18 protein-coding genes and 1 tRNA gene are annotated in these 19013 nt (G+C 60.5%); 15 read left to right on the forward strand and 4 right to left on the reverse strand.

Going from position 1 to position 19013, the window contains the following annotated elements; genetic code table 11:
• Window positions 1–359 precede the first annotated feature (359 nt).
• Window positions 360–444, forward strand: a tRNA-Glu gene (locus ABIA90_RS41275).
• An 895-nt stretch (window positions 445–1339) separates the two neighbouring features.
• Window positions 1340–1660 (forward strand): ABC transporter substrate binding protein, encoded by a 321-nt coding sequence (locus ABIA90_RS41280; protein WP_354121331.1) that lies wholly within the window; start codon window positions 1340–1342, stop codon window positions 1658–1660.
• A 150-nt stretch (window positions 1661–1810) separates the two neighbouring features.
• Here the strand turns inward: ABIA90_RS41280 and ABIA90_RS41285 are convergent, their stop codons facing one another.
• Together ABIA90_RS41285 and ABIA90_RS41290 are read right to left on the reverse strand one after the other, a co-directional pair.
• Window positions 1811–2029, reverse strand: coding sequence for a hypothetical protein (locus ABIA90_RS41285; RefSeq protein ID WP_354121332.1), 219 nt, complete (start codon window positions 2027–2029; stop codon window positions 1811–1813).
• Between the two features lie 430 nt (window positions 2030–2459).
• The gene (locus tag ABIA90_RS41290) at window positions 2460–3737 is read right to left on the reverse strand and encodes a complex I NDUFA9 subunit family protein (protein ID WP_354121333.1); all 1278 of its coding nucleotides are present in this window, start codon (window positions 3735–3737) and stop codon (window positions 2460–2462) included.
• An 802-nt stretch (window positions 3738–4539) separates the two neighbouring features.
• Here ABIA90_RS41290 and ABIA90_RS41295 point away from each other — a divergent pair.
• The 4 genes from ABIA90_RS41295 to ABIA90_RS41310 all read left to right on the forward strand — a co-directional run bounded on the left by ABIA90_RS41295 (window position 4540) and on the right by ABIA90_RS41310 (window position 7367).
• Window positions 4540–5058 (forward strand): amino acid kinase family protein, encoded by a 519-nt coding sequence (locus tag ABIA90_RS41295; protein ID WP_354121334.1) that lies wholly within the window; start codon window positions 4540–4542, stop codon window positions 5056–5058.
• On the forward strand, window positions 4961–5731 hold the full coding sequence (locus ABIA90_RS41300; protein WP_354121335.1) for an amino acid kinase family protein: 771 nt from the start codon (window positions 4961–4963) through the stop codon (window positions 5729–5731). The genes ABIA90_RS41295 and ABIA90_RS41300 overlap by 98 nt, the downstream gene beginning before the upstream one ends.
• A 162-nt stretch (window positions 5732–5893) precedes the next feature.
• Window positions 5894–6730 (forward strand): glycosyltransferase, encoded by an 837-nt coding sequence (locus tag ABIA90_RS41305; RefSeq protein ID WP_354121336.1) that lies wholly within the window; start codon window positions 5894–5896, stop codon window positions 6728–6730.
• Window positions 6731–7151: 421 nt separating this feature from the next.
• Entirely contained in the window at window positions 7152–7367 is a 216-nt protein-coding gene (locus ABIA90_RS41310) for a hypothetical protein (protein ID WP_085403297.1), read from the forward strand.
• A gap of 195 nt (window positions 7368–7562) precedes the next feature.
• On the opposite strand, the gene ABIA90_RS41315 is transcribed toward ABIA90_RS41310, so the two are convergent.
• Window positions 7563–7802, reverse strand: coding sequence for a hypothetical protein (locus tag ABIA90_RS41315; protein ID WP_071916339.1), 240 nt, complete (start codon window positions 7800–7802; stop codon window positions 7563–7565).
• A gap of 213 nt (window positions 7803–8015) precedes the next feature.
• Here ABIA90_RS41315 and ABIA90_RS41320 point away from each other — a divergent pair, with 213 nt between their 5' ends.
• Window positions 8016–9314 carry a c-type cytochrome gene (locus ABIA90_RS41320; RefSeq protein WP_354121337.1) on the forward strand — a complete coding sequence of 433 codons (1299 nt, stop codon included), beginning with the start codon at window positions 8016–8018 and terminating at the stop codon, window positions 9312–9314.
• On the opposite strand, the gene ABIA90_RS41325 is transcribed toward ABIA90_RS41320, so the two are convergent.
• Entirely contained in the window at window positions 9315–11285 is a 1971-nt protein-coding gene (locus tag ABIA90_RS41325) for a 4Fe-4S binding protein (protein ID WP_354121358.1), read from the reverse strand.
• 211 nt (window positions 11286–11496) lie between these two features.
• Here ABIA90_RS41325 and ABIA90_RS41330 point away from each other — a divergent pair, with 211 nt between their 5' ends.
• From ABIA90_RS41330 to ABIA90_RS41365, 8 genes are all read left to right on the forward strand, one after another.
• Window positions 11497–12204, forward strand: a complete 708-nt coding sequence (locus ABIA90_RS41330) for a biotin/lipoate--protein ligase family protein (protein ID WP_354121359.1) — start codon at window positions 11497–11499, stop codon at window positions 12202–12204.
• Complete coding sequence (locus tag ABIA90_RS41335) at window positions 12201–12740, forward strand: DUF6505 family protein (protein WP_063985312.1); 540 nt, start codon at window positions 12201–12203, stop codon at window positions 12738–12740. Before ABIA90_RS41330 ends, ABIA90_RS41335 begins: the two co-directional genes overlap by 4 nt.
• Complete coding sequence (locus ABIA90_RS41340; protein ID WP_259258912.1) at window positions 12737–13744, forward strand: DUF6352 family protein; 1008 nt, start codon at window positions 12737–12739, stop codon at window positions 13742–13744. The genes ABIA90_RS41335 and ABIA90_RS41340 overlap by 4 nt, the downstream gene beginning before the upstream one ends.
• On the forward strand, window positions 13741–14256 hold the full coding sequence (locus ABIA90_RS41345; RefSeq protein WP_071916335.1) for a DUF3305 domain-containing protein: 516 nt from the start codon (window positions 13741–13743) through the stop codon (window positions 14254–14256). The genes ABIA90_RS41340 and ABIA90_RS41345 overlap by 4 nt, the downstream gene beginning before the upstream one ends.
• On the forward strand, window positions 14253–14906 hold the full coding sequence (locus ABIA90_RS41350; protein ID WP_354121338.1) for a DUF3306 domain-containing protein: 654 nt from the start codon (window positions 14253–14255) through the stop codon (window positions 14904–14906). Before ABIA90_RS41345 ends, ABIA90_RS41350 begins: the two co-directional genes overlap by 4 nt.
• Before the next feature lie 119 nt (window positions 14907–15025).
• On the forward strand, window positions 15026–15805 hold the full coding sequence (locus ABIA90_RS41355; RefSeq protein ID WP_354121339.1) for a molecular chaperone TorD family protein: 780 nt from the start codon (window positions 15026–15028) through the stop codon (window positions 15803–15805).
• Between the two features lie 28 nt (window positions 15806–15833).
• Window positions 15834–16043: a twin-arginine translocation signal domain-containing protein gene (locus ABIA90_RS41360; RefSeq protein WP_063985307.1), complete on the forward strand. Its 210-nt coding sequence runs from the start codon at window positions 15834–15836 to the stop codon at window positions 16041–16043.
• A gap of 12 nt (window positions 16044–16055) precedes the next feature.
• The gene (locus tag ABIA90_RS41365; protein WP_354121340.1) at window positions 16056–19004 is read left to right on the forward strand and encodes a formate dehydrogenase subunit alpha; all 2949 of its coding nucleotides are present in this window, start codon (window positions 16056–16058) and stop codon (window positions 19002–19004) included.
• The last annotated feature ends 9 nt before the right edge of the window (window positions 19005–19013 follow it).

The raw sequence follows: 19013 nt of genomic DNA on the forward strand, positions 1-19013 counted from the left end.
GTGGCGCTGGCTCGCCGAGCCGAAGCTCGCGAAGCGTGTCGGGACCAATCAAAAGCGAGTCGCTTAACCCATTGATTTATCGTGGCCTGCCAAAAATTCGCGAGTCGAGAAACCCAAGAATCATGAGTCGATTTTCACCAAAAGCCAAAACTCGTGAGTCGATAGGGGAAGCGCGCTCGATATTGAGTTCTGAGTTCGCGTTGCCCGCTAAATGTCGTAGGTCGAAGTCTCGTCAAAAGCAGCAACTAGCGGGTCGCGACTCGTGAACTAGGCCGCGAATTCTGACAAAAGCTCGCGCCAACCACCTAGTCCTTGATGGATGGAACTCCGCCTGAACCAGGGGCTCGGCTCTTGATCCTAGCCACAACTCCGGCGGCGAACTCACTCTTGCTGCTCAGCCCTCTCAAGGCTGAAACAGGGGTTCGATTCCCCTAGGGAGCGCCAGCAAGTGTTTTTCAGTCACTTACATCAACAAATAGCGGCGCTAGCGGCATTCGATAGCGGCAATTAGCGGGGCCGCCACGCTCGCCGGGCGAGTGCTTCGTGAAGTTGAATTTGGTTGGATATGGAAATCGACGAAAACCTGATCCGCCGCGACCTGACGTCGGCGCAACGGGCGAAAGCCGATCTCCAAGCGAAAGGCGGCTTGACGGCCTTATGGACAGTTTCGCTAAGGACACGGCGGCAAAATCTGGCAAGTCCGAGCGATCGATTGAGCGCGACGTAACCCGCGCCAAAGCGCTAGGCTCCGACCTTGATCGCGTGGCCGGGACGTCGCTGGAGAAGGAGCGCTTAACTGGACGCGCGGGCGTGCTGTAGACCACAGTAGCGCTTGTTCCAGATTTAACTTTCCGCGACGACATCAAGCTTAATCCGCGTCTTCGATTGCACCCGAGCTGCGGAGCGCTAACCTCTCTGCACCGGACATTGCCCCGTCCGGGTTCACCATGGCGAGGTCGTCGCGCCAAGATATTCGGCGCGGCGGCTTCGTTTATCTACCGCAACGGTATGAGCTTCATTTGGCGAATAAGCCCGACGATGACCGGTTCGATCTCGTTGAGATGCGACGACAGATCACGAACTTACGCTCGCAACACTCTGACAATCTTCTCGTCACATCGCGATTGAACCGCTTCTTCGTGAAGATTGCATTTTTATCTGAGCCGAAGGATGCAGCACACGCGCAGCACCTGCGGTCAGAATTCGCGCGGACGCTGCAAGGTATTGAAACGATCGTCACCCGGAGGCCATCTGCGAAGCGATCTGGTATCGTTAAGCGGCCCAAGTAATACTAACGCGGGTGCGCTCTTGCGCTCGCCGGGTCCGGGGCCGATGGTCGATGGAGTCGCGAACGTGTCCTCGTTTCGCGTATCGAAGCCGCATCGCCGCGTTGGCGTTGATGCACCGCATTCCGAGCTTCGCGACATCGCCGGATTTCGTCGGGGAAGGTGGTCTACTCGCTTACGGTGCGTCGAGACGGCGTCTTTTTATTCGATCAGATTACTACGTCAAAAGAATCCTTGGGGGTGCACGAGCCAGCGACTTGCCCGTCGAACAGCCGACGCGGGTCGAGTTATGGATCAACGTTAGAACTGCAAAAGCGCTCAAGCTCGTAGTTCCGACGACACTACTCGCACAAGCTGACCAAATAATTGAGTAGACGCAAAAGACGTCTATTGGCACGAGCCCGACCAGTCGCGTTGGTCTGGCAAATTCCATTCACGCGAGTAGACCGGAAGTCACCGGCTCAAAGGTAGACCGGTGCGTACGACCCGGACATTGGCGCGGGACTTCTGTCCTGGGCTTTTCGTTAGGACCACGGCGGCTCTTCGCTCGCCCCGATTGCCTCGTGGTCGATTGTGAAGCCCGCCGAACGCAGACCTGTCAGCAACACAGTTCTTACAGAGGCAGGATCGAAACCAATATCCTTGGCGTTTGGTGGATGTGCCTCGCTGCCCTTCAATCGGAGCGTCAAGTGCAATTGCTCGCAAAGGTGCCGAACCACGAGATTGACCTGATCGTCAGTCATGATCTGCTTTTCCCGCTACCATCTTGCGACCCAACTGGTAGCACTTCTGATAGCCCTACACGCAGCGACCCCGCCTCGCGAGTCGCGTGGTAGGGCCGCCTGCCGTCCGGACTTGGGCTGGATGAGTCGAGCCGGCCAACTCAATTTATTCCCGGTCAAAGTGAAGAGGTGACTGCGCAAAAGGAGCACTCCGTTGGGTATCCTAATGTGACAGATCGATTGTCCTAATTCGGACAGCTCCAGGCGGCTGGCCGCACGCTAAGGGTTCACTCGGGAGGGTCATTCCCCTTCGGCTCTTGTAAAAACTTTGGCGGATGAACTGACCCCTGAGCTGCGACCATCGATCTATCGGGCCTAGTGCGCGACCTCGGAGGTAAGCCGCTTCCCGACATCAGTAGTCACATCGTGACACGGTAACGAAGTCTCAACCCTACCTGGCTCGACCCCTATTTGTGTTTTGAGTTTCCTCGTTTGTATGCTCGAGCATCGCTTTGAGTTCTTCTTCGAGCGATCGCGGCGAAATTCCGAGTGAACCGAATCCCGGCCGGCTGCCCGAGACCATCGTGTCGATCTGCATAAGCTCAACCTGATTGCGCGTGAGCGGCGGGTGCGGCAGGATCTCAGCGAGGCCGGCGGCGGCATTCCAGAAAGCAAAGGGTACTCGCACCAGCATTGGCCGCAATCCGGCGGTGCGCGCAATGGTCCGCAACAGCTCGCCGTATGAGTAAACGCGCGGGCCGGCCAGTTCGTAGATTGGAAACGGTCTTTGTGTTTGCCGGAGGACCTGTGCGATCGCCGCGGCGACGTCGTCCACGTACACCGGCTGAAGCCTCGTCCTGCCGTCGCCGAATAGCGGATAAGCCGGCAGGGTCCGAAGCAGCCCAAGAATTGTCGTGAGAAAGGCGTCGTCCGGCGCGAACATTACCGCCGGGCGGATAACGACTGCGCCAGGGAATGCCGCTTGCACAGCCACCTCGCCCTCGCCGCGATTGCGAATATAGGGCGACGGCGATGTGGGGTCAGCGCCTATGCCTGATAGGTGCACAAACCGTTTGACCCCGGCCCGCCGTGCCACTCCAGCGATCCTGGCGGCCGCTTCGACGTGCACCGAATGAAATGTGTCGCCTCCACGCTCGGTGTAAAGGCTGATCGCGTTGACGACGCCGTCGGCACCCATAACGGCGGCCTCTACAGAGCGCTCGTCATGGGCATCAGCGATGACCTGTTCCGCGTTGTCGACCTCGGCCCGCGCAGGATGCCGTGAGGCTATACGCACCGTAACGGTGGAGACGCTCAAATGGCGTACAACGCGACAACCAACGAAGCCGGTCCCCCCAAACACGGTCACGCGGTTCATTCCCCGGTCCATCCCACGATCCTGCGCAACGTTCTGTATTGACCCGCCGAGCGCCGCGCGCACTGCCTCAGTGGCCTCCGCCGGCGAACTGCCTTTGTTGAGATGATGTGAGATCACATCAATCAGAATTTGCGCTGCAGGGCCGACCGTTTGCCACTCTTTCCTAGCTTGATCGATTAGCGGCTGCGCCTCATTATAGAGCGTTTCCGCCTGTTCGATGATCGGATGTGCCTTACTGAGAAGATCGATCAGCGCCTTGGTCGCGGGCAATGACCGCTCAATTTGTTCAAGCTGCGCGTCGCTGAGACCGGAAACGTGACCAATGACTTCAATGAGCAAGTGTTTCAGCATAGCGCAACGTTGCTGGTAGCGACGCACTAACTCAGGGCAACCAAGCGAAAGTAGGCACGGGCTCGGGGGGCGTCAGTTGTTGTCTCAGCCGACAGGGCCCGGCCGCCAAGCTCTCGGAGCTTGGAACAATCGCGCGCAATGGTGGATGATATTTGATCCACATCGATTATGTCCAGCATCTGGACCCAAATTTTCGTTAGCTGCCTTGGGCAAGGCCTTTGGGGAGTGCAAGGCTGACAAGTCTTGGTACGTCCTAGAAAACACGACGTCGGGCCACTCTGTTAGGACACATCCGGCGGGGCCGCCTTGCCGAAAGAGGCGCGGTATTGAGAACTGTCCTGATGGACGGTGATGGGCTCAGTGCCCAAGTCGAACGGCTTGAAGCGGTGGAGACGGGTCGGCGGCACCGCTGGTCCGAGGACGTGCGTGTGGCCATTTCCCGGCGAAACCGGTACGACACTTTCATTCAGGGATTATTTTTCGGGTCGGCAGAACCTTTAGCGTTACCCAGCCGATCTTGTCGTGACCGCCAATCTTCCGCCAAGAAAAACGATTCTTGTATCGAATACTTGGAGAGCTGTGAAAGGCGATGAGCGGAGAGGTACGTGGGCAACCGCGTGCACTGGCCTATTCTCTGAACCTCAGAGACGCGCTGGCGCGCGGAAAAAACGTCGCGAAATTCGATAGGGGTGATCCAATCTTTGCGCGGACCGCAAGCAGTTCTGGAGCTAGATGCATGAAACTATCCGGCGGAGCGAAGCGAACATCAGGCCACCGCTCATACAGCTGCCGTCGCACGTAAATGCGCAACAATCCGACCATCGTGCAAAAATACGGCGGCGTCTGTCTAGAAACCCCGGAAAAAATCCGCGCGGTTGCGAGGAGCCTCGCCGATTTGCACAGCCGTGGTCATCGCGTCGTGGCGATCGTTTCAGCGATGGGTAAGACGACCGACGAATTAATTAAGGCGGCTTATCAAGTAAGCCCGCATCCCAACCGCCGCGAACTGGATATGTTGCTAACGACCGGTGAGCGCATCAGCATGTCGTTGATGAGCATGGCCCTGTCTGATCTCGGTGCGCCAGCCATTAGTTTTACCGGGAGTCAGGCCGGTGTAATGACAGACGAATCTCATTCTTCCGCGCGAATTTTAGATGTGCGGCCTGCGCGCGTGCTCGAAGAACTCGGTCGCGGACGCAGTGGTTTTAGCGGGCTTTCAAGGCGTGAATCCGCGAACCAAAGAGATCACCACACTAGGCAGGGGCGGCAGCGACACCACTGCAGTCGCCATGGCTGCGGCGCTAAAGGCCGAGCGCTGTGAAATTATCAAAGAGGTCGACGGAATTTGCTCGGCCGATCCGCGCGTCGTGGCGAACGCAAAGCCATTGCGCCGGCTGGATTTTGCATCCTTATCCGAAATGTGTTTTTGGGGCGCCAAGGTTTTGCATTTTCGCAGCGTGGAGCTGGCACAAAGCCAAAATATCCCTTTGTTTTTGCGAAAATGGGGCAATTCCGAACACAGCACGCGAGTGATGAAAGAGGTTATCGGAATGGAAAGCGGAAAAGTCTTGGCCGTCAACTCGATGGCTCGTATTGAGCATGTGGAGATCGCTTCGACGAATCTCAGTCACGGTTTTGAGAAATTTGCGCAGCATCTCAAGCAAAACGGCCTATCTTGGCCGCAAGTCCTCGTCTCGGCTTTCACGGCCGGAAAAACGCGCATCATGATGACTTGCGAGTCGGAAACGCTCGACACTCTGCTGCGCACGCTGGAAAGGAGCAAGGACTTGCGCAAAGGGCGTGAGACTTTGAGTTCGGTGAGCCTCACTTGCTTCGGCGGCGTTTCTTCAGACTTGCCATTTCAGGCGATGCAAATTCTGCAATCCCACGGGATTGTCGTTGAAAAGTACGTTCTATCACCACATTCGATAAATTTGTTCGTTCCTGTGGCGACCCGCGAGGCCGCGGTCACGGCCTTGCATTCGCTGATCTAACAACCTCTTTGAGAAGATATCACGAAATCGCGTATGGGGAGGGATGGTCAAGAGGGGCGGCTCGCCGGCTCGATGCGGCGACAACGAGAGTTCTTAATCTTGCTGATACGCGCCCGTCCGCCATCGTTGGTGTCAATTTTTTATAGTCGGGAGGCGTCGATCATGCCGGGCACCATTGGTTGGCTACTTCGCGAGGGCGAACGAATCATTGCTTGCAACACAGGTCTATTGGGTGACAAGCACCTTCTAATCGGCGCTACCCGCGTTCGTAACGAAGCGCTTATTCTCAGAGACACACTGGATTACGTGGGCAAGCAGGTCGATGCGATTGTCGCTTATGATGACGCGAGCACGGATCGTACGCTGGAGATTCTATGCGAACATCCGAAAGTCGCTCTGATTGTGACAAATCGGTCGTGGGAAGCTGACATCGAGGCGCGCCGGATTGCTGAGGGTCGGCATCGCGGCCTCTTGTTGCAGACGGCGCGCGAGCATTTGCAGTTCGACTGGATGTTTTGCTTCGATGCGGATGAGCGCGTTACCGGGGATTTACGCGGATTCATAGAAGGAACGCATTCTAGCGAATGCGACGGCGTGCGGGTTCAACTGTTCGACGCCTATATGACTCCTGGGGATGATGCACCCTATCAGGCCGATTGCGAACTGTTGGACTTTCGTCGTTTCTTCGGTCCGGAACGGCGAGACATTCTGATGTTGTGGCGAAACCGGTTGGAGGTCACCTTCGCAGAGCACCATGCGCGCGAGCCGGGTGGCGTTGAGCGCGTGGCGACTGGCCTCTATTGCCAACACTACGGCAAATCGTTGTCTGTCGACCATTGGGAAGAAACCTGCGACTACTACATGCGACACTTTCCGTTCGATACCTACGGACGAAAATGGCGCGAGCGCAAAGGTCGAGCAATCCACACCCAGTCGGACTTCATGCGGCCGTTGTACGAGTGGGGTGACAGGCTCTTCGCGAATGCGATCAAGATGTGATTGTCCGAAAACTGAGCCGCCCCCGTGCCAATGCGGCCGCTTCGAAGTCGGCTTCGTTGATCTGGACGCGTTTTGGTCTGCGTTCGGTCGTGTTCGTTGTGTTCCGGTGAGATCGTTTCTGGTGCGAAACTGGTGCGATAGATGGTCTGAGATTTTCGTGCCTGACGTGCTGTTTCGCAACGCCTCCCGAAGATTGTTCGTGACCAGCGCGCCAAACAAATCGCGCCCAACAAGCCTTGCCGCCCCGCGCGGTCGACGAACCTCGCTCCGGGGATGAAGCCGGCTCTGACGGTTCCAAACTAGGAACCTGACAGGCGCTGAGCGCAAGAATCCCGGGATGTGTGGGGCGGCTCACACCCCCACGTCAGGCTTCGCGCTAATCAGATCGCTGCGGGGATTTCTGGCGGACAGGAGATTTCGCATGAAGCCTTTGATCATTTGTTCCATCGCCGCTGTTGGTCTGCTTGCTGCTGTGACCGGCATCCCGCGATCACACTCGAACGCAACGGTCGGGCGCGCCGGAACATCAAGCACGTCGACATTGCAGGGCATGCAAAGCGGTCGAAGCGCAGACAAGCTGCCGGTCGACGATTTTGACGATCGGTCATTGGTCTTTCCGCGGGATTCCAAGCGCTAAGGCATGATCCGGAGAAGTGCGCAGCGGTTTTCCGAAAAGATCATGCTCAAACAACAACCTAAAGCGCGATGACGATTCATCCCAATCTCATCGCGCTTTAGGCAGAAGGCCGCGCAGCAGGCCGTTCAGCCAAGGCTCGCAAATAGATGCGCTTGAGCCTGCGAGGTCGAACGAAAGCGTGGTCGAGAGGCGGGGCTACGGGCCCAGGAAAGCGGGCGGAATCGGGTAGTCGTTCCCCAAAAGGCCGAGCAATTCCAGTTCGCCTCGATGAGCGTCCAGTTCCAGAATGGCCAAGAGAAGCATCAGCACGGCCGCGGTATAGATGAGGAACGGTGACGTTTCAGCGGGCACATCGTCATGGTGTGGCGGTATCGCATCGCGAAGTGATCGCCACAACGAAATGAAATGCAGATACGTTTTAGGTCGTATTTGCATGACGTCGTCCTCGACGTGTCAGATCAAGCATAGGTTCAGGCTATACCCGGTTCAAGCCGACAACAGCCGTTGCGGCATTGAGTAGCGGAGCCATGCCCGTCCTGCGGTGCAGCATGGAAACCGGATAACGGCTTCAATCATTGACGAGACCGAGCGAGTGCACGTACGCCGTGTCAACACCGACGACATGCCCGAACGACCTGTAAGCCGCAGATGAATTGGGTCCCACGTCTCAGCACCAGTCTCTGCATCGTTGCCGCTCTGTTGGCGATGCATTCAGCGCCGGCGCCAGCGCAGTTGACAGGTCACGGTGGGCCCGTGCGGGCGATTGCGATTTCCAGTGATGGCAACAATGTTCTGTCGGGCAGCTTCGACACCGCCGCCATCCGATGGTCGCTCAAGACCGAATCCGCCGAGCAGGTCCTTCGCTTTCACTCCGATGCGGTGAACGCGGTGGCCTTCCTGAAGGATGGGCGGATGGTGACTGCCGGAGCGGATGCGAAGGTAGCGATCTGGACGCCTGGCCGGCAGCAGCCGGATCAGGTTTTCGAGGGCCATGGCGCGCCGATCGCTTCACTTGCAGTCTCGCCGGATGGCGCAAGAGTGGCTTCTGCCTCCTGGGACCATACAGTTCGTATCTGGTCGCTCGGCGATGGCGCGCAGCAGGTGCTGGAAGGGCATGCGCAGAACGTCAACGGCGTCGCATTCACGCCGGATGGACGATCGCTGGTGAGCGTGGGTTACGATCGTGAACTGAGGATCTGGCCATTGGCGGGTGGCACCCCAAATGTCATTACGCTGGGCTCACCCCTTAATGCCGTGGCAGTCGCGCCTGACGGCGAGATCGTAACGGGTGGTGCTGATGGCAAGCTACGCTTTCTGACGTCGGAGGGCCGGGAAAGCGGCGAGGTGCAAGCTGGCCAGACGCCGATTGTCGCGTTGTCGATCTCTCCAGACGGCACGTCGGTCGCTGCTGCAGGAATTGGCGGTGTCGTGGCGGTCATCGACCGAAAGGCGCGAAGCATCGCGCGAAGCCTGGTCGATACAGGTTCGCCCGTGTGGTCGGTCGCTTTCCTGCCGGACAACGCAACATTGTTGACGGGCGGCGTCGACGGCAGGATCCGGCGCTGGAACGCGCTGACCGGCGCCCCCATCGGCTCATCGTTGCAAGCTACGCCGCGCGATCCGCTTGCAGCCTATACGGGAGATCACGGGGCCGAGGTGTTCAGGGCGTGCGTTGCCTGTCATACCCTGTCCGAGCAGGACGCGCAGCGCGCCGGCCCCACGCTTGCGGGCTTATACGGCCGCAGGATCGCGTCGCTGCCTGGTTATCGCTTCTCCGACGCGCTCAAAGCGATGGACATCGTGTGGACGCCCGAGACCGTGTCAAAATTGTTCGAACTCGGTCCGAACGCCTATACGCCTGGCACAAAAATGCCGGAGCAGCGGATTGGATCCGCGAAGGATCGCAAGGCGCTTACGGATTTCCTGGCGCGCGCCACCGCCAAGTAGCTAACGTTTGGTCTCACGCTCACGGAGATAATCATCGGTCGTGCGAGGCGAAGCGCGTTCGGGCACGCCGGCGAACGGGTCGAACTGTTGTTCACTCATGGCGGTGACGCGGCAGTCCGCGCACATTCTGACCACGTCCAGCCGCTTGTCGCCCGCAGGATACATCCAGTGTCGGCCCTCGAGTTTCGCAGCGATCTTCTCGATCGTGCTCTTTACCCCAAAGGGCTTATTGCAGCGGATGCAAAGCGCCGGCTCTTCCTCCTTGATGATCCGTGCCGGAGCCCTTGAGGCCCGGAAATCGATCTGCGGCTTCAGAGTGATCACCTTTTCCGGGCAGGTGCTCTGGCATAATCCGCACTGCACGCACGCATCTTCGACGAATTTAAGCACGGGACGTTCGGGATCGTCGCGGAGAGCCCCGGTGGGACAGGCCGACACGCAGGCCAGGCACAAAGTGCATCCGTCCGTATTGACGGTAACCGTACCAAGCGGCGCGCCCTGGGACAGCGCAATGACGTCGGTCGGCACAGGCGCAACGCGGTGCAGTTCGTGAAGAGCGAAGCGAAGCAGGTCGCGCCGCTTGCCTACCGTCTTGAAGGTTGCGGGACGCTCCACGGCCGGCGCGGGTTCAATCGACCGCAGCACTTCGCCCAGCACGTCCGGGTCGTCCGTTTCGATAGTCGCAACCCGGCGCCCCGAAAAACCTAATCCGGAAACAATGGCATCAGCCATCGTTATGGTTTGAGAAAGCCCGGAGATGTCGTGCAGAGGTCTTGCGCGGAGGAGAAAGCGTATCCCCGCTGCGCCATAGGCGAAGGATGCCACGACCGCTTCCAATCCAACCTGTGTCACCTCGTTGACGGGGAACGGCAGCACATTGGCGGGAAGCCCGTCGCCGTGGCGGGCGAGCGCATCGATCAGCGTGCTGCCATGTTGGGTGTCGTGCAGCAGCACGACCGCACCGGAGCCGCCGGCTTCGCGGTAGGTCAAAAGCATTGCGCGCAATTTGTGCAGCAGCGCATCGGGCGGCGGAAGGGCATAGGTTGCTGCACCCGTCGGACAGGCCGCGGCGCACTGGCCGCATCCGGCGCAGACCTCGGCGTTGATCTTGACGTGATCGCCATGTGGCGTGATCGCTCCGGTCGGGCAGAGATCGAGACAGCGATGGCAACCCGTCAGCCTCGAGCGCGAATGGACGCAGATCTCTGCGGTGAAATTGACGTATTTCGGCTTGTCGAAGTTGCCGACGAGGTCGCGTGCCCTGAGCACCGCACGCAGCATCGCGGCCGGGTCCCGCGGATCCGCGCGGAGATAGCCGTCGCGCAAGTCATGCGCGGGAAAAAGCGGTTTCCCGCCGGAGAGATCAAGGACGATGTCGCAGCGCGAAGTCAGGCCGTCGCACGGAGCCTCGAAGACGAGCGTATCGCGCGAGGAGGGGCGGGGGGCCGCATAGTCGTCGACCGTCAACTCGAAGGCCCCCAAATGGCCCTTGGCGTTACGGATCGTTCCTTGGACGATCGGAAAGGATGTCGTCGCCGGCGGCAGAATCTGTGACGGCTTTGTGATCATGATCGTCACGTCGAGATGATCGGCAAGCAATCGACCAGCTTCGACCGCAAGTTCGTCGCGACCATAGATCAGGATCACCCCTTCGCTCGATAGGGTGACAAATGGAAAAGCAGGCGCAGCCTCGGACACAGCGGCGAGCAGTGCTGCCATTTTTGGGCCTGCCTTGGTTCCCTCCACCGACCAGCCGGCCGTCTCGCGAAGGTTGATGAAATCCAGTTTCCCCGAACGCCCCTTCGCCTCGTCGCCAAACAGTGGGGCCTCCTGGGTGCAGCCGACGATGAGCGGTCCTTCCGCCTTCGCCGCGTTGCGAAAATGATCGAGCTCGGCCCTGCAGAGCTGGCGGAACTCGGCGATTTCGCTTTTGCGGCATCCTCGCTTCACGGCGGCCGTATCGAGGCGCATCGTGTCTTCGCACGAGCAGATCAGGATCGTGTTCGGCGGATCAGGCATGCGCAGCCCTTCACCTCCTGAAGAGGTCCGGGAACGATGGCGAGCGGACTCGCGTCGCCCCTCCTGGTCGATTAAGTTATTCTCACAAGAGAAGAAAAGAAAGCTGGAGGTCCGCCTGACATCGACAGCCCCTGGGCACTCATCGGTCACGGAGCCAATCAATCTGCCTCCGCCATTCACGCTGGTGAGGCTGCGCGAAAGTCGTGACTCTTTCGCCCATGCCATGCATATCGCCGAAGAGAGTGGGGCAGGTACGCTGACCTACGTGGGGCGGTTCGATCTTGCCGAGTTCGCAGTCGTCCTTGAACCTGGCGAGCCGTTGCGTACCGCGCGCCGCGCTTTCTATGCGGGGATGGTGGCGCTGACCGACGCCCTGCGCGTGTATGCGCCGCCGAACAAGGAGATCGCGATCGACTGGCCGGACGCGATCCGTGTTGACGGCGGCCTCGTTGGTGGCGGGCGGCTCGGCTGGCCTTCGTCCGCAAAGGAGGACGAGCCGCCGCGCTGGCTGGTGTTCGGTGCCATGATCCGGACGGTTGCGATGAGCGACAGGGAAGCCGGCGTTTATCCGCTCGCTTCCGCCCTGGATCAGGAGGGTTTTGGTGAGGCCGGCGCGATTCAGGTGACGGAGAGCTTTGTGCGGCATCTGATGCGCGCTCTCGACGCCTGGCAAGCCGATGGATTCGACGGCATCGCACGCGAGTTTCTAAGTCGGTTGCCGCGTGCGCGGCAAACCACATATGTGATCGCTGACAACGGTGACCTTATTGCCCGCCGGATTGGGACGAACAGGACCGATCGGCACGACCTGAAGAAGGGCTTGCTATCGCCGTCATGGTTCGATTCAATACTCGGAGGACCGCGTCTGTGAAGCTCTTGCGCACCATCGCGCTCGATCCATCCGACACGTTCGTGTTCGACGTGCCGGCGCAGCCCGGCGATTGGGCAGTGTCGGGCGCCTTCCGCTTTTGTAATCGGGATGCAGCGAAGCTGAGCGGCAAGGACCGTTCGGCGTTTCGAAGCGGTTTCCTCGGCGTGCAATCCTGGGGCTGGTCGACACTGGTGCAAATCGTCCCCGCGACTGAAGGCGATCGCCGGACGTTGGTGGAGCTCCTTGCGAAACAACTGGTCGAACGGTTCGGGGCGCCGGACCTTGCAACCGCGCGCCTTGCCGCTGAAGAGGAAGTCGCCTTTGCGCAATCACTCTGCACGCATCCCATCAGCGCGCTGATCGCGGTCCACCGCTCGGCGAGCAATGGCGAGGTCCGCGAGTCATTCCGCAGATTGCAACTGCGCGAGGGCCAGCGTCACGGCAAGGCGTTCTCGTTCATGGAAGTGGAGGATGACACCGAGCCCGACAAGGATCTCAATCTTGCGAATATGAGCGAGGAGCCGTCGCGCCGATGAGGGATTTCTGGATCGCCTGCGGCCACCATCTGCTCGATCACAATGCGAGCGGCGGGCTCGTGGTCACGGATGAGTTCCTGAAGGCCTACTTCGTGCGCCCCGAACTGATGCCGCCGGACGACGCTTGCGCGGTCGAACGCAGGTTGCACCAGGAGCTGCTCGCCGACCCGGGCCGGGCAGTCGCTGCGGAGGAGGTAGCTGCGATCGCCGATGCGGATGCGCGGGAGAACTGGCAATTCGTACTGGCATTTCGGAAGCTTCTGCTGCGCGAACCCACGTTGGAAGCGGCCTATCTTGCATTGGTTCGCTCACGTCACGTCAACCTGCCGCCGCTGTTTGTGAACCACCTTGTTCACGTGATCCTGCGAAATGCGCTTGACGGCTGCGAGGACCCGTTCGTGCTGCGCGCGGCCGAACTGTTCTTCCGGCCGCAGCGTATCGTGCCGCACGAACACTTGCTGCTGTTGGGCGACGAGGAAATCATTGGCGGGCCAAGCCAAACGCCCGTGTTGTCGCTGATGTCTATGTTGGGGGCAACAACCGGCGCGGAGATCGACGTCCTCAGCGAGGGGAATGCCGACAGCTACTGGCAGCGCAGCGATCAGTTCGATCTTGCGCTCGATTTCACCGGCGGAACGCGGGGCCCCGCTGCGCTGGCAGAGGCCATGGGGCGCTGGATTACTCATTTGCTTGGATTTGCCGTCGGAATTGAGCCGCTCACCGCCCTGCGCGATGCGAAGCTCACCTGGTATGTTGGGCTCGATGCTGAAGCCACCCGGATGGGCGACCAGCTTTGGCATGGAGAGGCGCTGGACGACCGCACCGCAAGCCGTGTGCTGGCGCTGTTCCGGCTCACTTTTCCAGATTCCAGCCTGGTCGTTGATGCGGTCGGGCGCGAGCCGGTCTACCTGATCCTTGCAACGACCTCCGATCAGCTGGTGCAGATGAAGCCGCAGAATCTGTTGACGGGGTTGCCGATCAAGCACCTGGAGGCTGCAACGTGAGCCCCGGCGCGCTGCCATTGTTGCGCATTCCAGTCGGCGTTGTCGTCGAGCGCCGCAAGGCGGATTCCCCATGGATTGATTTTGTCTGGCGCGGCATCGGCGTCTTGCCGGATGAGTCGGAGATGATGCCGTGGACTGTCCTACGGGCGCAGGAGGGATTGACGCTCTTTTATGCCGGGAACGCCATGGTCGATCTCTATCGCTCGGAAACCGAGCGCTACCGCGACAATCTTGCCACGGGCGCTCCCCGCATCTGGATCGTATTGACTCCCTCCGAGGGCGCCTGGCCCTATGCCGTTTCGGCCGTCACCGCAGATCCAGCGGAAGGCGAGGCATTCACGGAAGCAGGTGCCAATCTGGTCGAAGCGGTGCCAATGCCTGAGATACTGCATAAGGCGATTGAAAATTTCATCGCCGAGCACCACGTCGAGAGGGAATTCGTCAAGCGCGAGCGACGCCGCGCCGATCCTGAGGCGCTTGCGCGGCGTCACCACGACGGTGAGCACGAATGAGCGACGAGCAATTCCTGGCGCGCTGGGCGCGCCGCAAGCGAGAGGCGAAGGCCGGTCACGCTGAACCAGCCCCTGAAGAAGCCGCTGAGGCGCATGGGCCGGCGCTGTCCAACCGGGCCGCGGCAGAGCCGGCTCCCCCGGAGACGGAGCTGTCGAACTTGCCCCCGATTGAATCGATCGATGCTGCCACCGACATCACGGCTTTCCTGCGCAAAGGCATCCCGCAGGAGTTGAGCCGGGCGGCGCTCCGTCGCGCCTGGAGCGCCGATCCCACCATCCGCGATTTCGTGGGGTTGGCGGAAAACGCCTGGGACTTCAACGACCCGAACGCCATGGCTGGCTTCGGTCCGCTGGACTATTCGGCCGAGCAAATTGACGCTCTCGTCCGCCGCGTCGTCGGGGGCGTGGTAGAGGCCGCCGAGGGCCTCCCCAATCCGCGCGAGGCTGCCGAAGACGCCGCGCGATCGGCTCCCGCGGAGGCCGGTTTCGAGCAATCATCAAATCCGGTGAAGGCGATCACGGAACCTCGACCGCTCGGCGAGTTCGCAGCCGCGGAACTGCCGTCGAATTCTACTGCATCGCAACCCGTAGCTGCGAATGAAGAGACTCCCCTTCGGCACCGCACACATGGCGGGGCGTTGCCCCGGTAGACTGCGACTAAATGCGATAGCCTCAGGCTATGGCTATCAATTGACCGCTCCCGGACACGCGGCTAGTCTTTGTTACGCAAACGCAATCAAGCGCTTGGCCCCCTGGATGGGAGGTCGGCATGCGCGATGCGGGCCTTGAACGAGCCATCGATGCGGCGGGCGGCGTTGCCGAGCTTGCCCGAAAAATCGGTATTGCCCAGCCCTCGGTGTCGAACTGGAACAGGGTGCCCGCGCAACGTGTGATTGCGGTCGAAGGCGCAACGGGTGTGTCGCGCAAAGTGCTTCGTCCCGATCTCTATAGCGAGCCGGCCGCGCCGGACGACGCGGTTGATCCGACCGATGCCGCGCGCGCGCAGGAATACGCGCTGCTTGCAACCTTGCTCTCGTCCGCGCCGTCGGCCGCATTGCTCGAGCAGATCGCGCAACTGCATGGCGATGCGACGCCGCTTGGACGCGCCCACGCAACCCTTGCAGAAGCTGCATCGGTAGCGGCCGTATCCGAGGTCGAGCGCGAATATTTTGACCTCTTCGTCGGTCTGGGTCGCGGCGAGTTGCTGCCTTACGCATCCTATTACTTGACGGGCTTTCTCCACGAACGTCCGCTGTCGCGCCTGCGCGACGATCTCGCCGCGCTCGGCATTGAGCGGGTCGAGAGCAATTTTGAGCCCGAGGATCACGCGGCGACGCTGTGCGAGATCATGGCGGGCCTTGCGGTGGCACGCTTTCCGGTGCCAACGGAAGCACAGCGCACATTCTTCGAGAAGCATGTGTCCCGCTGGATGGGACGTTTGTTTGACGACATGGAGAAGGCGGAAAACGCCAAATTCTACCGGTCGGTCGGAACACTTGGACGAAATTTTCTGGAAATCGAATCCGAGGCTTTCACGTTCGTCAACTGACCAGCGCCGCTGGTCCAGGAGAGATGCGATGAGGGACGAGCAGAGAACGACAGTCGGACGCCGCGATTTCCTTCGCAAGGTCGGCATCGGCACGGTCGGTGCGGGCGCGACGCTGGCAACGCCCTTGATCACGCCTGCTCAGGCGGACAGCGAGACCGACGATGAGAAACGCAAGGCGCGCTACAAGGAGACCGATCATGTGAAGGCGTACTACCGTGTCAATCGCTATCCGGGTTGAGAGGAGGCGGCCGTGCTGATCAGGAGAACACAACAGCGTTCCGAATCCGCTTCACGCGGATCAATCGCGGGAGGTTTGTCCGGGCAAACCAATGGTCTCGACCGCCGCACCTTCCTGCTCCGGTCCGGCCTTGGTGGCGGCGCTCTCGCCGCAGTGAGCACGCTGCCGGTCGGCGGCGTTCGCAAGGCGAAAGCAGCAGTGGCAGGTCCCCTCACATCGGGAGCAACCGTTCGCAAGAGCGTCTGCACGCATTGTTCGGTTGGATGCACCGTGACGGCGGAGGTGCTGAACGGGGTGTGGATCGGCCAGGAGCCGAGCTGGGAGTCCCCGATCAATCGCGGATCACATTGTGCCAAGGGCGCTTCTGTGCGCGAGCTCGTGCACAGCGAGCGGCGGCTGCGCTATCCGATGAAGCTTGTGGGCGGGCAGTGGACGCGTGTCTCCTGGGATACGGCGATCAACGAGATCGGCGACAAGCTCCTGGAAGTCCGCGAGAAATCTGGGCCCGATTCCATCTATTGGCTCGGCTCGGCCAAAATGACGAACGAAGGCGCCTATCTGTTCCGCAAGCTCGGCGCGTTCTGGGGAACCAACAACACCGATCATCAGGCGCGCATCTGCCATTCAACGACCGTTACCGGCGTGGCCAACACCTGGGGCTACGGCGCGATGACCAACAGCTTCAACGATATCCGCAATGCCAAGACCCAGGTCATCATGGGCGGCAATCCAGCCGAGGCGCACCCTGTATCGTTGCAGCATCTGCTTGAGGGCAAGGAGCTTCAAAAGGCCAACTTTGTCGTCATCGACCCGCGCCTGACGCGAACCGCGGCACACGCGACCGAATATGTTCGGATGCGGCCGGGCACCGACATCCCGGTGCTGTACGGCATGATGTGGCACATCCTCCAGAACGGGTGGGAAGACAAGGAGTTCATCCGACAGCGGGTCTATGGATTCGATGATCTCCGGAAAGAAGTGGAGAAGTGGAATCCGGCAGAAGTCGAGCGTGTCACCGGCATTCCCGGCGAGCAGCTCAAGCGCGTCGCCAAGATGTTTGCTACCGAGAAGCCGGCAACGCTGATCTGGGCCATGGGCCAGACCCAGAAGACCGTTGGCACCGCCAACGTGCGGGCCAGTTGCATCGCACTGCTGATGACCGGCAATGTCGGTGGAGCGGGCATGGGCGCCAACATCTTCCGTGGCCATGACAACGTGCAAGGCGCGACCGATGTCGGGCTCGATATCGTCACGCTGCCGTTCTACTACGGGCTCGCCGAAGGCGCGTGGAAGCACTGGTCGCGGGTTTGGGAAGTCGACCATGAGTTCCTGAAGTCGCGCTTCGACTCCAAGCAGATCATGGAAACGCCCGGCATCCCGCTGACCCGCTGGTTCGAAGCGGTGACGCTGCCGAAAGATCGGATCGCGCAGAGGGACAATGTGCGGGCCGTGTTCGTGCAGGGGCACGCCAGCAACAGCATCACCCGCATTCCTGAATCCCTTAATGGCCTGAAGGCGCTCGAGCTGCTCGTCATCGCCGACCCGCATCCGACGACCTGGGCCTCGCTCTCGGTCGAGGCGGGACGCAAGGATGGAGTCTACATTCTCCCGGTTGCCACGCAATTCGAGTGCAAGGGTTCGCGCGTTGCCTCGAACCGCTCGTTGCAATGGGGCGAGCAGGTCGTGAAGCCGATCTTCGAATCGAAGGACGACCTCGAGATCATCTATCTCCTGGCGAAGAAGTTCGGCTTCGCCGACAAGATGTTCAAGAACATCAAGGTCGAGAACAATCTGCCCGAGGCGGAGGATGTGCTGCGTGAGATGAACCGCGGCAGCTGGTCGACCGGCTATTGCGGGCAATCGCCAGAGCGCCTCAAGGCGCATATGAAGAACCAGGCGAAGTTCGACATGCTGACGATGCGGGCGCCCAAGGACGATCCCGAGGTCGGCGGCGACTATTACGGTCTGCCTTGGCCGTGCTGGGGATCACCTGAAGTCAAGCATCCGGGCACGCCGCTGCTCTACAACACCAATCTGCACGTGATGGACGGTGGCGGCACGTTCCGTCCGCGCTTTGGCGTCGAGCGCGAAGAGAAGCTGCCCGACGGCACCACGCGCAAGGTCAGCCTGCTCGCGGACGGCTCGTACTCGAAGGGTTCGGCGATCGAGGACGGCTATCCGGAATTCACGCTGGCGAGCCTGAAGAAGCTCGGCTGGGACACGGAGCTCACGGAAGCCGAAATGGCTGTTATCAACAAGATCAACCCGACCAAGCCAGACGTGGTGTCGTGGTCGCTCGACCTGTCGGGCGGAATCCAGCGTGTCGCGCTCATGCATGGTTGCGTGCCCTATGGCAACGGCAAGGCGCGGATGAATGCGTTCGGCTTGCCCGACCCCATTCCGGTACACCGGGAGCCGATCTACACGCCGCGCGTCGACCTGGTCGCGAAATATCCGACGTTGCCCGACGCCGAGCAGTTCCGGGTGCCCAATATCGGCTTCTCGGTGCAAAAGGCGGCGGTCGAGAAGGGGATCGCGAAGCAATTTCCGCTCATCCTGTCGTCCGGCCGTCTGGTCGAATATGAGGGCGGCGGCGAGGAGACGCGCACCAACCCCTGGCTCGCCGAATTGCAGCAGGACATGTTCATCGAGATCAATCCAGCCGATGCCGCCGAGCGCGGCGTCACGGACGGTGGCTGGGTCTGGGTCACGGGCGCAGAGAACAATTCGAGGGCCAGGATGAAGGCGCTCGTCACCGAGCGTGTCGGCAAGGGCGTTGCCTGGATGCCTTTCCACTTCGGCGGTTGGCTCGCAGGCAAGGACCTTCGCAGCAACTACCCCAAGGGCACCGATCCGATCGTGCTCGGCGAAAGCGCGAACACGATCACCACCTACGGGTATGATCCCGCGACCAACATGCAGGAGACGAAAGTCACTCTCTGCCAGATCGCGGCGGCATAAGGAGCAACG

Source organism: Bradyrhizobium sp. LA6.8 (assembly GCF_040547935.1).
Lineage (GTDB): Bacteria > Pseudomonadota > Alphaproteobacteria > Rhizobiales > Xanthobacteraceae > Bradyrhizobium > Bradyrhizobium barranii.

Coding starts and splice junctions, on each gene's coding strand:
- ABIA90_RS41280 (WP_354121331.1), top strand. CDS start 1,340: ATGGAGTCGCGAACGTGTCCTCGTTTCGCGTATCGAAGCCGCATCGCC.
- ABIA90_RS41285 (WP_354121332.1), bottom strand. CDS start 2,029: ATGACTGACGATCAGGTCAATCTCGTGGTTCGGCACCTTTGCGAGCAA.
- ABIA90_RS41290 (WP_354121333.1), bottom strand. CDS start 3,737: ATGCTGAAACACTTGCTCATTGAAGTCATTGGTCACGTTTCCGGTCTC.
- ABIA90_RS41295 (WP_354121334.1), top strand. CDS start 4,540: ATGCGCAACAATCCGACCATCGTGCAAAAATACGGCGGCGTCTGTCTA.
- ABIA90_RS41305 (WP_354121336.1), top strand. CDS start 5,894: ATGCCGGGCACCATTGGTTGGCTACTTCGCGAGGGCGAACGAATCATT.
- ABIA90_RS41310 (WP_085403297.1), top strand. CDS start 7,152: ATGAAGCCTTTGATCATTTGTTCCATCGCCGCTGTTGGTCTGCTTGCT.
- ABIA90_RS41315 (WP_071916339.1), bottom strand. CDS start 7,802: ATGCAAATACGACCTAAAACGTATCTGCATTTCATTTCGTTGTGGCGA.
- ABIA90_RS41320 (WP_354121337.1), top strand. CDS start 8,016: ATGAATTGGGTCCCACGTCTCAGCACCAGTCTCTGCATCGTTGCCGCT.
- ABIA90_RS41325 (WP_354121358.1), bottom strand. CDS start 11,285: ATGCGCCTCGATACGGCCGCCGTGAAGCGAGGATGCCGCAAAAGCGAA.
- ABIA90_RS41340 (WP_259258912.1), top strand. CDS start 12,737: ATGAGGGATTTCTGGATCGCCTGCGGCCACCATCTGCTCGATCACAAT.
- ABIA90_RS41350 (WP_354121338.1), top strand. CDS start 14,253: ATGAGCGACGAGCAATTCCTGGCGCGCTGGGCGCGCCGCAAGCGAGAG.
- ABIA90_RS41355 (WP_354121339.1), top strand. CDS start 15,026: ATGCGCGATGCGGGCCTTGAACGAGCCATCGATGCGGCGGGCGGCGTT.
- ABIA90_RS41360 (WP_063985307.1), top strand. CDS start 15,834: ATGAGGGACGAGCAGAGAACGACAGTCGGACGCCGCGATTTCCTTCGC.